A 13,049-nucleotide genomic window follows, 5' to 3' on the forward strand; every position below is an offset into this window, starting at 1 on the left:
TTTCCGGTGTACACTGCCTAAATGAGCCGCCTACACTCCGACCAAGCTAATCACTCCACTGGCACCAAGATCTGCTCTGAAGGGCTCGGCATGCGCATTTTTAATTCTTCCCGGGCCACTTTCTCCACACGGCTATAGGCAGACCAGGCCCCCCGCTCAAGCAGCAGGCGCTCCTGCTCATAACGCAATTCATCGCGGGTCTTTTGTGCGCGGCCTAGCTCTGCGGTCAATTCTCTGCTGCGCTGAGTCGAATACACCACTGCCAACGCCGAGGCAATTGCACCCACCCAGAGCACAGCAATGCCAAGAAACGACCGTATAGGCACAGAATCAGCACCCACCCTGCTTTTCGGCAACCCGCATCACCGCACTGCGCGAGCGCAGGTTTTTATCCACCTCAATGGTATTAGCCTTGACCGCTTTGCCCAGTGAACGCAGGGGTTTAGAGATCTCGCTATCCATCACCGGAAGCCCGCGGGGCAATCTTGGCCCGCGTTCCTTTTCCCGGATAAAGCGCTTAACCATACGATCTTCCAGAGAGTGGAAGCTGATAATCACCAACCGGCCTCCCGGCGCGAGCAACTGCAGAGACTTCTCCAACGTACTCTGCAGGTCGTTCAGCTCACCATTCACATGAATGCGAATAGCCTGGAAGACTCGAGTAGCCGGGTGCTTACCCTTTTCCCAAGCTGGATTGGCTGCCTTCACTACCTCAGCCAAATCCAAAGTTCGCTCGAAGGGCTTTTCAGTGCGACGGCGAACGATGGCTGCAGCCATTCGCCGCGCGAAACGCTCCTCGCCATATTCTTTAAACACCCGGACCATCTCATCCTCGGCCTCGGTATTCACCCACTGCGCTGCGCTGATACCCCGGCTAGTATCCATACGCATATCCAGCGGCCCGTCCTGCATAAAGCTAAAGCCGCGCTCAGCCTGATCCAACTGGGGCGATGAAACCCCTAAGTCCAACAGGATTCCGTTAACACTTCCCGCCCTCTCGCCAACAGCGAGATCCATATCGGCAAAGGAGCCGTGCCAAATTGAAAAGCGCGGCTCAGCAGCAAAACGCTGCTGTGCATAGTCAATCGCCTGGGGGTCTTTATCCACAGCCAACAATTGCCCCTTGGGGCCCAGCTGTTCGAGGATCGCAGCGCTGTGTCCACCGCGCCCAAAGGTCCCATCCACATAGAAACCTTCGGTGTCAGTCACCAGAGCGTCCACGGCCTCGCGCAACAACACACTGCGATGCAATTCTTGAGACACTCGGTGTACTCCTTATAAAGAAAGGGAAGCCATTTCCTCGGGCATTCCCTCCTCGTCGTCACTATTATCGAGCCAGGACATCCATCGCTCCTCGCTCCAAAGTTCTAATTTCTTGCCCTGCCCCACGAGCATCAGCTTTTTCTCCAGCCCCGCATATTCGCGCAGAGTAGGAGGGATCAAAACGCGGCCATTGCCATCCACCTGCAGCTCACAGGCATAACCAATCAGTAATCGCTGGGCCCGGCGCGCCACCTTATTAAAGCTAGGAAGAGCCTCGACTTTAGGCAAAATTTGCTGCCACTGCGGCGCCGGATAGACCAGCAGGCAACGCTCCTCTGTATGAGCTGTGATCACCAGGCTACCGGCGCACTCCTCCAGCAAGCGGTCGCGGACCTTCGCCGGTATCGCCAGACGCCCCTTGGCGTCCATATTGATTGCATGGCTGCCTAAATACACTTTGTGAGTTCACTCGCTCTGCTAGGCGATTGTCGCGGAAGGCCCCTTCATCCAGCGGGCCGATAGCGGGAAAAATTTAAACTTACGCCGCACTGTGTAAATGCCCACTTACAGACGACGAATAAACCACAAAGTTCCACGAATTTCCACTTTTACCCACTCTCGACACTATAAAACTGGTCGACGCAAAGTCAAGGAAATCGACCGCAAAGTCCGCATAAACCCCAGTAAAATCGGGGTCTACAGCAAAGATGGGAGTAATGACATATAAATCACTGTCACAAAGCAACAAAATGGAGTGGGCACCCACTTACAAAATAGTCAACCATATTAAACTAGCCGCCACAGCACCAGTAAGCGCGCCACGATCAAAAACAGAGGCACATCCGTTCCATTCTCCGCCAAAGGCTATGCCAAGCTAGAGGGAACAAAATAAAAAGCCCGGCGAATGCCGGGCTTTAGAAATGTGTGAGCTGGCCTGTAAGCCGGGTTCTGTCGAGGACAACCATTCATCTGGGATGCCTGTCACCAGACACCTCAAGCGACCTACCCGCCCTCAGTGCGGGTCACACCTATAGAGGGCCTATTTGGTCTTGCTCCGAACGGGGTTTACCGTGCCACGGACTGTTACCAGCCGCGCGGTGCGCTCTTACCGCACCCTTTCACCCTTACCTGTGCTTCCCCAGACCAAAATCGAGGGAAGCCATCGGCGGTCTACTCTCTGCTGCACTTTCCGTAGGCTCGCGCCCCCCAGGCGTTACCTGGCGTTCCACCCTATGGAGCCCGGACTTTCCTCCATCGCACAAGGCGACAGCGATTGCCCGGCCAGCTCGCGGCGAAGAGTAATGAGGCGACAGCCGGAATGCAACAGGCATTTTCCCTGAACCGCGAAAGACAGCGCCTTATTTCTGCTCCAGGCTCCAGTTATACAGAGCCTTCTTTTTAACACCGGTAATCTCCGCAGCAATAGCGGCGGCCTTTTTCGGTGGTAACTCGGCCAGCAACAGAGTCATCACTCGCTGCGCCTCTCCATCCAGCTCGCTGTCGTGGCGACGCTCAGCACCACGTACCAACAATACAATCTCTCCTCGCTGCTGATTACTGTCGGAACGCACCCAATTTACCAACTCACCCAAAGGCATCAACTGGAATGTCTCGAAGGCCTTGCTCACCTCCCGCGCTATGACCGCTTCGCGCTCAGCGCCAAAAATCTCTGCCATCGCTTGCAAGGTATCTGCGACCCGGTGGGGCGCCTCATAGAAAACCAGAGTGCGACTGTCTGATGCCAACTCCTGTAATGCTCGCTCACGGGGGCCGGATTTAGCGGGTAGAAAACCCTCAAAGCTAAATCGGTCACTGGGTAAGCCGGCAGCACTCAGTGCGGCGACAAAGGCACAGGCGCCGGGAATCGGCACTACACGAACGCCCCGCTCACGCGCCTCGCGCACCAGACGATAGCCGGGGTCAGAGATTAGTGGGGTACCGGCATCGGAGATCAGCGCCACCGTTTGCCCTTGCTCCAGGCGATGTAGTATCTGTCCCGTACGCTTGTCATCAGAATGATCGTGATAGGCCATTAGCGGCGTATCGATATTGAAATGGGAAAAGAGTCTCTGACTGTGACGTGTGTCCTCTGCCGCAACCAGATCGGCGCATTGTAGAACTTCAATCGCTCGCGGTACCATATCGGCCAAATTACCGATGGGCGTAGCAACAATATATAGCAGCGCCTGATCCGGCCCCATAGCTGTTCACTCCAAATATAAATATTGCGGGAGAAGAATATGTTCGCCTCTTCCCGGCGTACCTCTACTGTGATCACCAGCGTGGCAGCCGCCGCCCTGACACTGGCCTTAGCTGCCTGCCAGACTCCAGCCTCACGGCCTGGGGGCTACCAGCCCTCCTATCCGGCAAACCACCAAGTCAGCCGCAGTGATGCCCTGCGGCTGCTGCGCCGCGCAGATACCCTGACGGCACCCGCTAGGGACCAACAGCGTCTGCAAGCGGCGGCTATTCTATACGAGCTGGGCGACAAAGAGACGGCCAAAGACGCAGTAACCCAAATAATTCCCGAGCAGCTCAACGACACTCTGTTTGCCAGCTACGCCCAGGTTTACGGCCATCTACTGGTTGATAATGACGATTTCTTCGAGGCTTTAGACCTAGCAACCTCAACGCGCCTCGACAGCGTCTGGAGGCAACTACCCCGCGATACCGCCCTGCCACTGCGAAACCTGCGTGCCGACCTATGGGGGCTTTTGGGAGACTTGGATAGCGCTATATCTGAGCGCCGCGAGATTTCCTACCTGGCCCAATCTGATGAAAGCATCACCGAGAACAACAACGGTTTCTGGCAGCTGTTAACCCAGCTGCCCTCCAGCGAACTTCAGCAGCGCGCTAACAGTAGCAGCGATACCCAGATGCGCGGCTGGTATCAGCTCGCCCTGCTGGGGCGCGATACCCAGGCCGATATCAGCTCTCAACTCACCGCACTGAGCCGCTGGCGGGAGCGCTGGCCGGCACACAGTGCCAATTCCCACCCACCCGAGGCACTGCAACTACTGGAACGCCTAGCTGCGCAGCGGGCAGATAATATTGCCTTATTACTGCCTATCAGTGGCTCACTGGGCAGTGCCGGCCGCGCGATTCGCGATGGTTTTATGGCCGCCCACTACACCGCCTTAAAAGCTGGTGCAGCAACGCCTCGGGTATTGGTGTACGACACCGGTACCGAGCAACCTTTCGAGGAAATTTATCAAAATGCTGTAGACGCGGGAGCGCAGTTTATTGTCGGCCCACTCGATAAAAGTAAGGTCGCTAATTTACTGGCCACTGAAAAGTTACCCGTCCCCACACTCGCACTGAACTATGGTGACAGGGGCCGACTTACTGGCGACCTGGTCCAATTTGGACTGGCAGTTGAGGATGAAGCTCGCCAGATTGCTCGTCACGCCTATCGCCAGGGACATCGCCAAGCGATGGTTTTGAGCACCAATAGCAGCTGGGGACAGCGTGGTGCCGAAACGTTCGTGGAGGAATGGCAGCAACTCGGCGGCTCCGTAAGCATCAATGAAACCTTCACTAATAACAGCAAATTTTCTGACCTGGTCAGCGATGTCCTACTCATTCCCGACAGTAAGGCACGCAAGAAGGCACTCCAGGGACGCCTGTCGGCGCCACTGGAGTTCACCCCTCGCCGGCGCGGTGATGTCGACATGATCTTTGTTACCGCCCTGCCACAGCAGGCACGACAGCTCAACCCCATGTTGACCTACTTCTATGCTGGAGACCTGCCGGTTTATGCGACCTCACATGTTTTTGCCGGCCAGGCTAACCCAAATCGCGATCGAGATATCAATGGCGTACGCTTTACCGCACTGCCCTGGCTGTTTGAAGACAGTGAAACCAAACGGAATATCGAAGAGCAGGTAGCCCCGCAGGCAGCATTCGCCCGCCTTTACGCTCTGGGCGCAGATGCTTTCCGCCTCTACCCGCGTCTGCCAATGTTGCGCCAGTTCCCAGAGCAAAAAGTACACGGCCTCACCGGTGCACTGAGCCTAAGCACCGACGGGCGCATAGTGCGCGAGCAGATGTGGGCTCAAATTGAAAAAGGTGTACCGGTACCGATTACAACCATAGAACCCCCGATACCAGCGCGACAACCCAGCCTGCAAGCGGATAATAGTGAAACTTTTTAAAGGCTCCGCAGGCAGTATCGGCGCCCACATGGAGGGCGCCGCGGCACGCTATTTACAGCGTGCCGGACTCACCCTGATCGAACGAAATTACCGAAGTCGCCACGGAGAGATAGACCTTATCGCCCGTGAAAGCGATACTGTAGTGTTTGTGGAGGTGCGCTTCCGCCGCAACAACCGTTTCGGCGGGGCCGGAGCCAGTGTGGATATTCGCAAGCAACAGAAACTGCTCGCCACTGCTCACGGCTATTTGCAACAACACAAACTGGACTGTCCCTGCCGCTTCGATGTCCTTGCTATAGAGGGCGATGCGCAAAACATTCAGTGGATTAAAAACGCCTTCGAAGCTTGAGGCAAAACCGAGATTTACCTTGCCAAGTATGGCGAACCCCAGTTCGCCAGTATTAAGGACACAATGGAACAGCGAGTCGTAACCCTTTTTCACCACAGCCTGGAAGCCACCATGAACGCCGGTGAGATACTGGCGCCCCTGATTGCGGAAGCCAGTGAGATGGTGGTGCACACACTGCTGGCAGAGAGCAAGGTGCTGCTCTGCGGCAATGGGGTCAGCGGCGCCCTGGCACAGAGTTTTTGCTCTCAACTTACCGGGGGGTTCCAGCGCGAGCGCCCAGGCCTGCCCGCCATGGCCCTTAACAGTGACGGCGTCTCCATGGGCACCGTTGCGCAAAATCACGGCAGCGCCGATACCTTTGCGCACCCAGTGCGCGCACTGGGACAACCCGGCGACCTTTTGGTAATTATCAGCAGTGATGGTCGCGACTCAAATCTCGTTCAAGCCATGCGCGCTGCACGGGATCGCGATATGGGCATACTGGCGCTGACCGGTGGCGACGGTGGCGATTGTGCAGCCCTGCTAGACACACACGATATTGAACTGCGCGTGCCTTCTGATGTCGCAGCAGAGGTACACCAGGTGCACCTTCTGACTATTTTTTGCCTGTGTGATCTAATCGACAGCAGCCTTTTTGGTGGCTACGAGGACTGAACCATGAAAAAAAACCAGCTTTCCTTGGGAAAACGCCTTCTCTCTGCCCTTGCCGCAACCGCATTACTCGGTGGCTGCAGCACCGTTATGGAGGCCACCCACGATGGCCCCATTCAACAAGATCCCGGCAAGCGCTCACTGGGCACCTATATCGATGACGAGAGAATCGAAACGATAGTGACGGTCAATATCAATAAGGCACATCCGGATCTGAAGACCTCAAATATCGATGTGACCTCCTTTAACGGAGTCGTACTACTCACTGGACAGGTGCCCGATCAAGAACTGCGCCTACTCGCCGGGCGCACTGCCAGCCAAGTACAAAATGTTCGCCAGGTTTACAATGAAACTCAGGTTCGCGGTAAAGTTACTTTTCTAGCCTCTACCAGCGATACCTGGCTGACCACCAAAGTAAAAACCAACTTACTCGCTCACAAAGAAATTGATGGTGCGCGCATTAAAGTCGTGACGGAAAACGGAGTCGTTTACCTGATGGGACTGCTCACCCCAGCCGAGGCCGAGCGCGCTGCTGACCTCACCCGCTCGATTGGCGGGGTTCAGAAAGTGGTGAAAGCGGTGGAATATATCAACTAACAACACATCCACTGCGCGCTACTGCAGCTAGGCCTTAATAAGAGCCTGGTAATATCGGTCAAAAAGAACAAGCGCAAAAAAACGGAGGCAAAAGCCTCCGTTTTTTATTTCTAACTATCGCGCGGGACCTATACCCGCTCAATCGCTACTGCTGTGGCCTCACCGCCACCGATGCAGAGGCTCGCCACCCCTTTTTTCACATCGCGCTTTTCCATCGCCGCCAGCAGGGTGGTCAGGATGCGGGCACCGCTCGCGCCCAGGGGATGCCCCAATGCACAGGCGCCGCCATTCACATTGACCTTCTCCCAGGGCAGATCCAGCTCGCGCATGGCCGACATGGTCACCACAGCAAAGGCCTCATTGATTTCAAACAGGTCTACATCACTGACGGACCAACCGGAGTTTTCCATCAGCTTGTGCATCGCGCCCACCGGAGCGATGGTGAACCACTCGGGTTCGCGGGCAAACTGAGCCTGTGCCTTGATCACCGCCAACACTTTGAGACCGCGCTTCTCCGCCTCGCTCTTGCGCATCAGCACCAGGGCGGCGGCGCCGTCAGAAATAGAGCTGGAGTTGGCTGCGGTGACAGTACCATCTTTGCGGAAGGCGGGCTTCAGCTGGGGAATCTTATCTGGGCGGGCATTGCCGGGGGCCTCATCCGTATCAACCTTTACCTCGCCCTTACGAGAAGCGATGGTCACTGGGGCGATCTCACGAGCGAAACTGCCACTCTCTATGGCTGCCTGGGCCCGAGCCAGGGATTCCAGTGCGAAAGCGTCCTGCTCCTCACGGGTAAAGCCGTATTTTTCGGCCGTACTCTCGGCAAAGGTGCCCATCAACTTGCCATCTGCCGCGTTTTCCAGGCCGTCAAGAAACATTGAATCCTTGACCTCCCCGTGCCCCAAGCGCATGCCGGAGCGAGCTTTGGCCAGCAGGTATGGGGCATTACTCATGCTCTCCATACCGCCGGCAACGATGACTTTGCCTTCACCCAAGAGTAGTGCGTCGCGGGCCATCATCACGGTCTTCATACCGGAGCCGCAGACCTTATTAACTGTGGTAGTGGGCGTGCCTTCGGGAATACCCGCAGCCAGGGAAGCCTGGCGGGCAGGCGCCTGCCCGACACCGGCCGGAAGCACACAGCCCATCAGTACTTCATCGACATCGGCAGGAGACACGCCGGCGTCTTCCAGCGCCGCGCGAATGGCCGCGGCGCCCAGCTGCGGCGCGCTCAACGCCGACAGGCTCCCCTGCATAGCACCCATTGGGGTGCGTGCCATTCCAACGATCACTACTGGATCTGAGGTTACATCGCTCATTCTGTCTGCTCCCAGTTCAGCGCCGCCATCCCTGTCGTGGCGGCAATTGTTTTTAATGTCGCGGCATTATAGCCGAAGCCATACCCCGTTCCGCCAGAACCCCGGGGCAATACGTCTCGATCGCCACGGGGGCATGTTACTATCGACGCCAATCACAAGAAAAAGTGGCGAGGGGATTATGGAGATTTCAAGCATCGTCGTTCTGGTTGTTTTGGCCGCACTGTTGTTCTACGGGATCGGCATCTTCAACCGGCTGATATCCCTAAAAAATCGCAACGAGAATGCCTTCGCTCAGATTGAGGTGCAGCTTAAGCGCCGCCACGATCTGATCCCCAGCCTGGTGGAAACCGCCAGGGGCTACTTACAGCATGAGAGGGATACCCTTGAAGCGGTGGTCAGTGCACGCAACACCGCCATTAGCGACCTGAAAGCCGCGGCAGCCAGCCCTTCCAACGCCAGCGTGATCGACAACCTCGGCCGTGCTGAAAGTGCCCTAAACAGCGCTCTGGGCCGCTTCAATGCTGTTATGGAGGCCTATCCAGATCTCAAGGCCAACCAGAATATACTGCAGCTCAACGAGGAGCTGAGCAGTACCGAAAATAAGGTTGCCTTTGCCCGCCAAGCCTTTAACGACGCAGTCACCAATTACAACATTTACAAACAGAGCTTTCCCCCCGTTCTACTGGCGGGATTCTTTGGTCACCGCGCCGACGGCCGCTTACTGGAGTTTTCCGACAGCGAAGCCATCCAGGTAGCACCACGAATCGAGTTTTAAGCGATGAACTTCTTCGAGTACCAGGATAAGGCCAGGCGCAACAGCGGCTTGTTAGTCGGACTCTTTACGTTGGCGTTAATTCTGCTGGTTGGATTGACCACCCTGGTGGCTGCCGCTGCGGTTTCGTATTCCCGCGGTCAGGCTTTTTCCCCGCTAGCGATCGAACAGCTGCTCGGCTGGCAGACGGTGGGCTACATAGCACTTACCATAGTGGCTATCGTGGCCCTGGGCAGCTTGTACAAACTGCAGCAGCTGGCCGCCGGCGGTAAAGTGGTAGCGGAGTCTCTGGGCGGGCGCAAACTCAATATCGCCCCTCAGGGCCCTGCCGAACAGCGCGCCCTGAATGTGGTGGAGGAGATGGCCATTGCCTCCGGCACCCCGGTGCCGGATGTTTACCTGATTGAAGATCCAGCCATCAATGCATTCGCCGCTGGCTACAAGCCCTGCGATGCGGTGATCGGTCTTACACGCGGCTGCATTGAAAATCTCAACCGAGACGAGCTGCAGGGCGTGGTGGCGCATGAGTTCAGCCATGTCCTCAATGGCGACACACGTCTGAATATCCGTATCGTCGGCCTACTGAACGGCATATTGATTATCGGTCTACTGGGTCACTGGCTGGTGCGCGGCGTCTACCCCAACAGCAGTAATAATCGCGGCCGTATACCCCTGTTTGCTTTGGGTCTAGCCCTGATGGTGTTGGGCTATGCAGGCACATTACTCGGCAACCTAATCAAATCCGCTGTGAGTCGGCAACGGGAATATCTTGCAGACGCCTCTGCGGTCCAGTTCACCCGCAACAACGCAGGTATTGCCAACGCCCTCAAGAAAATTAGCGGCTACAGCACTGGCTCAAACCTCAGCAGTGGCAGAGCGGCTGAGTTCAGTCATATGTTTTTTAGCAGTGGCCTAAAGCGCTCATTTTTCAACCTGTTCGCCAGCCACCCTCCCCTGAGCAAACGCATAGCGCGGCTAGAACCAAGCTGGAATGGCCTCTACCTCAATGAGCGAAGCTCCACTGCACAAACGCAAACTAAAGAAACAAATTCCGGATCAACTATCCATTTCGTCGACTCAGCCCCCTTCCAGGTCGCCCTGGAAGCGGTGGACAACAGTATTGCCTGCCCCAGTGCACAACAAGTGCAATACGGCCGTCAGCTACTGGAATCTATCCCCGCCGCTATCCTGCAGGCTGCTCACGACCCCTTCATCGCTCGTGCCCTGATTTATCATCTGCTACTGCACAGAGGGGAGAGCGAGCGTGAGACCCAGATGGTGCTATTGAAGAAAATTGCCCATCCCGCGGTAGTAAGAGAAATGTACAAGCTGGCTCCACAACTAAAAGCCCTGCCCGACAATGCACGCCTACCGCTTTTAGATCTCTGCGTACCCGCACTCAAAGCACTGGTTCCACAGCAATACCAGGTATTCAAGAGAAACCTGATTAAACTATTGCGCAGCGATGGAAAGATTGAGATCTGGGAGTGGGCCCTGTATCGAGTATTGATACACGCCCTGGAAGAGAGCCCCGATCGGCAGCGCCTTTCCAACAAGAAAGGCGCTGGTAACGATGCCTCTCGCTTCCTGATCGCAGCCATTGCCCATGCGGGTAATAGCGAGTACCTACCGGCAAAACGCGCCTACGAGCAGGGGCTAAAGTTTTTACAGCTAGAGGTCACCCCACTGCCAAGCCGCAAAGATATAGATCTTCAGCATCTGGACAAAGCGATCGCTATAGCCAGTCAAATGAAGCCTTTAGAAAAGCCCTTACTGCTAAAAGCGTTGGTTTACACTCTAAACCACAATGGCATTATTAAGGCGGAAGAGATTGAGTTGCTCAGAGCGGTAGCGGACAGCCTGGATTGCCCTATGCCGCCCCTAGTATTAAAAGAAAACTAGCCTGGCAAATTATTTACTCTTAAGGCGCGTGGTGCTGATAGATTGGGCCTATGCCCACACTCCATAAAATAACGGAGGTGATTAGCACTGTGACCATCAACACCAAGGCCACGGTCAACACTGCGCAAGCATAAAGGAAGGCCCGCTCTTTATTCATATTCATCAAAATGGGGATGCCTGCAAACACCAGATAGATGGAATACATACCCGCAATTCCGACCGCAGCCATGGTCAACCAGGGGTGAGGGAAAAGCACGACAATACTGGCAAGAAAAATCGGTGTGGTGATAAAAACGGCGAGTGCAGTACCTTCATAGTGCCTGGTGGGCTCATCCCCCTCGACCCCATAGGACCTGGCCATCCAGTTGATAAATTCCCCGAGGCAATAAACACCAACTAGAAGAGCAAAGTAGGTAACGATTGATAAAACCGCCGCACTCTCAGGAGTCAGCTTCGCCAAGTGCCCGCCTACTTCAAACCCTACCCTAGTTACACCAAAATAACCGGCAACTGTAGGTATCAAAGCTAGAAATGGCACATGGGTCATGAATACCTGGAAGAAAGAATGCCTGTCCGCTCGTATAGCCTTCCACTCTTTCTCTGGGTTGGTCAGAATACCAATAGTGTGACTGAGTAACCGCACGCTTATTCTCCCTTTAATACCCTGCTTTGCAGTATCGGGGGTCGGCGCGAAAATAACCAATGCAAATAAGAAATTAAGCGCCACTTTCAAATCAGGTTGATTTATATCAATGGTGGATACTCATGCGATTTCGACCACTGCGTTTAGCTTTATAAAGTGCCTGGTCCGCCGCTTTTAGAATCTCCTCAGCCCTTCTCAATCTCCTGCTTTTCTGGGCAAGGCCGATACTAACTGTTACCTTGACTTGCTGGCCCGTACGGTTCTCAGAACGCCAAAACTTATTCCCAGAGCTACGTTTTCCTGAGCGCAGATGCATAGGGTAAGAGGCAATTTTCTCACGCATAAATTCCAGCTGTTTCTCTGCCGCTTCCCGGTCTCGCCCCGGTATCAGCAACACAAATTCCTCACCACCGTAGCGAAATAATTGCCCCGGTGCATATCTGGCAATTTGGGTAGCCACCATCCGCAATACCTGATCTCCAAGCTGATGCCCAAAGCGGTCGTTCAGCTTTTTAAAATGATCGATATCAATCATCGCAATGCAATAGTGCCACCCCGGTGTCAGCATTTGATAGCGAAACGCCCTCCGAGACTTAACCCCGGTCAGTTCATCGCGAAAAGCCAGCTCATAACTACTCCCAAGCAACGAAGTTAGAAGAAGTAAGCCCGCTACAGACATCAGAGGAACCAAGGGCATACCACTCCAAACCCCATAAAGCATAAGCAGGTTGCAACTTAGCAACCCCATGGCTGTTGGTCCTGGGTAAAGGATCAATAGAGCGAATGCCCCCATTGAAGCCGCCATACAGGCCAAAAGTGGTAGTGGGGAAGTGAACGATTCAAAGGCTAACGACCAAGCCGGCAAGTGTGGCAACGAGAACTGCTGCAACAGTGGACCAAAGTTCTGCTGCACCCAAAAGAGTCCCATCCCCTGCCCAAGAAGCGCCATTAGCCAGACACCCCCCAAATAGCCCCAGATACTACGATCGCGGCTACAACTAAATAGCATCAGATTGAGAGCTATCAATCCCAGGTAAATAGGTAGGTCCTGCTCCCACCCCAATAACCAGTCCAGGCGAGTCGCCCCATAGAAAGCCATCAGCAGCAATGCAGCCAAACCAACCCGGCTGGAGTGGTAAAAAAAGCTGAGTAGAAGCGCCCCTACCAACAGGAGAAATGGCAGCTGGGCATTGTGCAGAAAGGCCAAATCAAGCCAGGGTAAGTATTGGACAAGCGGTAAACCCAGAAGTAGCCCAGGTATCCAGCTAAAACGCAGCCACTGCAAATACGACGGCATGGTGATGAATAGGAACTAAAAAATAACAGGCAATTTTACGCAACTAGCAAGCGCATATTCTCAGAAGTAACTCACAGAAATAGAGAGGAGCGAAAATAAGCT

Annotated in this window: 13 protein-coding genes and 1 other RNA gene; 6 read left to right on the forward strand and 8 right to left on the reverse strand. The window is 54.9% G+C overall.

The features are described 5' to 3' along the window. Window positions 1-50: 50 nt before the first annotated feature. The 5 genes from ftsL to rsmI all read right to left on the reverse strand — a co-directional run bounded on the left by ftsL (window position 51) and on the right by rsmI (window position 3,464). Complete coding sequence (ftsL, locus tag MJO52_RS15960; protein WP_252082969.1) at window positions 51-326, reverse strand: cell division protein FtsL; 276 nt, start codon at window positions 324-326, stop codon at window positions 51-53. Window positions 327-330: 4 nt separating this feature from the next. Beyond that, window positions 331-1,263: a 16S rRNA (cytosine(1402)-N(4))-methyltransferase RsmH gene (rsmH, locus tag MJO52_RS15965; protein ID WP_252082970.1), complete on the reverse strand. Its 933-nt coding sequence runs from the start codon at window positions 1,261-1,263 to the stop codon at window positions 331-333. Between the two features lie 12 nt (window positions 1,264-1,275). Next, window positions 1,276-1,719, reverse strand: coding sequence for a division/cell wall cluster transcriptional repressor MraZ (gene mraZ / locus MJO52_RS15970; RefSeq protein ID WP_252082971.1), 444 nt, complete (start codon window positions 1,717-1,719; stop codon window positions 1,276-1,278). 465 nt (window positions 1,720-2,184) lie between these two features. Next, window positions 2,185-2,552, reverse strand: an RNA gene (rnpB, locus tag MJO52_RS15975) — RNase P RNA component class A. 69 nt (window positions 2,553-2,621) lie between these two features. Further along, window positions 2,622-3,464 carry a 16S rRNA (cytidine(1402)-2'-O)-methyltransferase gene (gene rsmI, locus MJO52_RS15980; protein ID WP_252082972.1) on the reverse strand — a complete coding sequence of 281 codons (843 nt, stop codon included), beginning with the start codon at window positions 3,462-3,464 and terminating at the stop codon, window positions 2,622-2,624. 39 nt (window positions 3,465-3,503) lie between these two features. Here rsmI and MJO52_RS15985 point away from each other — a divergent pair, with 39 nt between their 5' ends. The 4 genes from MJO52_RS15985 to MJO52_RS16000 all read left to right on the forward strand — a co-directional run bounded on the left by MJO52_RS15985 (window position 3,504) and on the right by MJO52_RS16000 (window position 7,014). Continuing rightward, window positions 3,504-5,417: a penicillin-binding protein activator gene (locus MJO52_RS15985; RefSeq protein ID WP_252082973.1), complete on the forward strand. Its 1,914-nt coding sequence runs from the start codon at window positions 3,504-3,506 to the stop codon at window positions 5,415-5,417. Then, on the forward strand, window positions 5,404-5,766 hold the full coding sequence (locus MJO52_RS15990; protein WP_252082974.1) for a YraN family protein: 363 nt from the start codon (window positions 5,404-5,406) through the stop codon (window positions 5,764-5,766). The genes MJO52_RS15985 and MJO52_RS15990 overlap by 14 nt, the downstream gene beginning before the upstream one ends. A gap of 63 nt (window positions 5,767-5,829) precedes the next feature. After that, window positions 5,830-6,420 (forward strand): SIS domain-containing protein, encoded by a 591-nt coding sequence (locus tag MJO52_RS15995; RefSeq protein ID WP_226645585.1) that lies wholly within the window; start codon window positions 5,830-5,832, stop codon window positions 6,418-6,420. A gap of 3 nt (window positions 6,421-6,423) precedes the next feature. Next, window positions 6,424-7,014 (forward strand): BON domain-containing protein, encoded by a 591-nt coding sequence (locus MJO52_RS16000; protein ID WP_252082975.1) that lies wholly within the window; start codon window positions 6,424-6,426, stop codon window positions 7,012-7,014. Window positions 7,015-7,142: 128 nt separating this feature from the next. Here MJO52_RS16000 and MJO52_RS16005 read toward each other — a convergent pair whose 3' ends face one another. Then, window positions 7,143-8,333 (reverse strand): thiolase family protein, encoded by a 1,191-nt coding sequence (locus MJO52_RS16005; protein WP_252082976.1) that lies wholly within the window; start codon window positions 8,331-8,333, stop codon window positions 7,143-7,145. Window positions 8,334-8,511: 178 nt separating this feature from the next. Here MJO52_RS16005 and MJO52_RS16010 point away from each other — a divergent pair, with 178 nt between their 5' ends. Together MJO52_RS16010 and MJO52_RS16015 are read left to right on the forward strand one after the other, a co-directional pair. Then, complete coding sequence (locus MJO52_RS16010) at window positions 8,512-9,108, forward strand: LemA family protein (RefSeq protein WP_252082977.1); 597 nt, start codon at window positions 8,512-8,514, stop codon at window positions 9,106-9,108. 3 nt (window positions 9,109-9,111) lie between these two features. Further along, window positions 9,112-11,007: a M48 family metallopeptidase gene (locus MJO52_RS16015; protein ID WP_252082978.1), complete on the forward strand. Its 1,896-nt coding sequence runs from the start codon at window positions 9,112-9,114 to the stop codon at window positions 11,005-11,007. A gap of 19 nt (window positions 11,008-11,026) precedes the next feature. Here the strand turns inward: MJO52_RS16015 and MJO52_RS16020 are convergent, their stop codons facing one another. Next, entirely contained in the window at window positions 11,027-11,650 is a 624-nt protein-coding gene (locus MJO52_RS16020; RefSeq protein ID WP_252082979.1) for a Yip1 family protein, read from the reverse strand. A gap of 106 nt (window positions 11,651-11,756) precedes the next feature. Beyond that, window positions 11,757-12,935 (reverse strand): GGDEF domain-containing protein, encoded by a 1,179-nt coding sequence (locus tag MJO52_RS16025; RefSeq protein WP_252082980.1) that lies wholly within the window; start codon window positions 12,933-12,935, stop codon window positions 11,757-11,759. Window positions 12,936-13,049: the final 114 nt, after the last annotated feature.

The sequence above is a fragment of the Microbulbifer variabilis genome, assembly GCF_023716485.1.
GTDB lineage: Bacteria > Pseudomonadota > Gammaproteobacteria > Pseudomonadales > Cellvibrionaceae > Microbulbifer > Microbulbifer variabilis_B.

Bases quoted from the DNA above. Each gene is read 5' to 3' on its own strand.
- rsmI (WP_252082972.1), bottom strand. From the start codon at position 3,464: ATGGGGCCGGATCAGGCGCTGCTATATATTGTTGCTACGCCCATCGGT.
- MJO52_RS15985 (WP_252082973.1), top strand. From the start codon at position 3,504: ATGTTCGCCTCTTCCCGGCGTACCTCTACTGTGATCACCAGCGTGGCA.
- MJO52_RS15995 (WP_226645585.1), top strand. From the start codon at position 5,830: ATGGAACAGCGAGTCGTAACCCTTTTTCACCACAGCCTGGAAGCCACC.
- MJO52_RS16000 (WP_252082975.1), top strand. From the start codon at position 6,424: ATGAAAAAAAACCAGCTTTCCTTGGGAAAACGCCTTCTCTCTGCCCTT.
- MJO52_RS16005 (WP_252082976.1), bottom strand. From the start codon at position 8,333: ATGAGCGATGTAACCTCAGATCCAGTAGTGATCGTTGGAATGGCACGC.
- MJO52_RS16010 (WP_252082977.1), top strand. From the start codon at position 8,512: ATGGAGATTTCAAGCATCGTCGTTCTGGTTGTTTTGGCCGCACTGTTG.
- MJO52_RS16015 (WP_252082978.1), top strand. From the start codon at position 9,112: ATGAACTTCTTCGAGTACCAGGATAAGGCCAGGCGCAACAGCGGCTTG.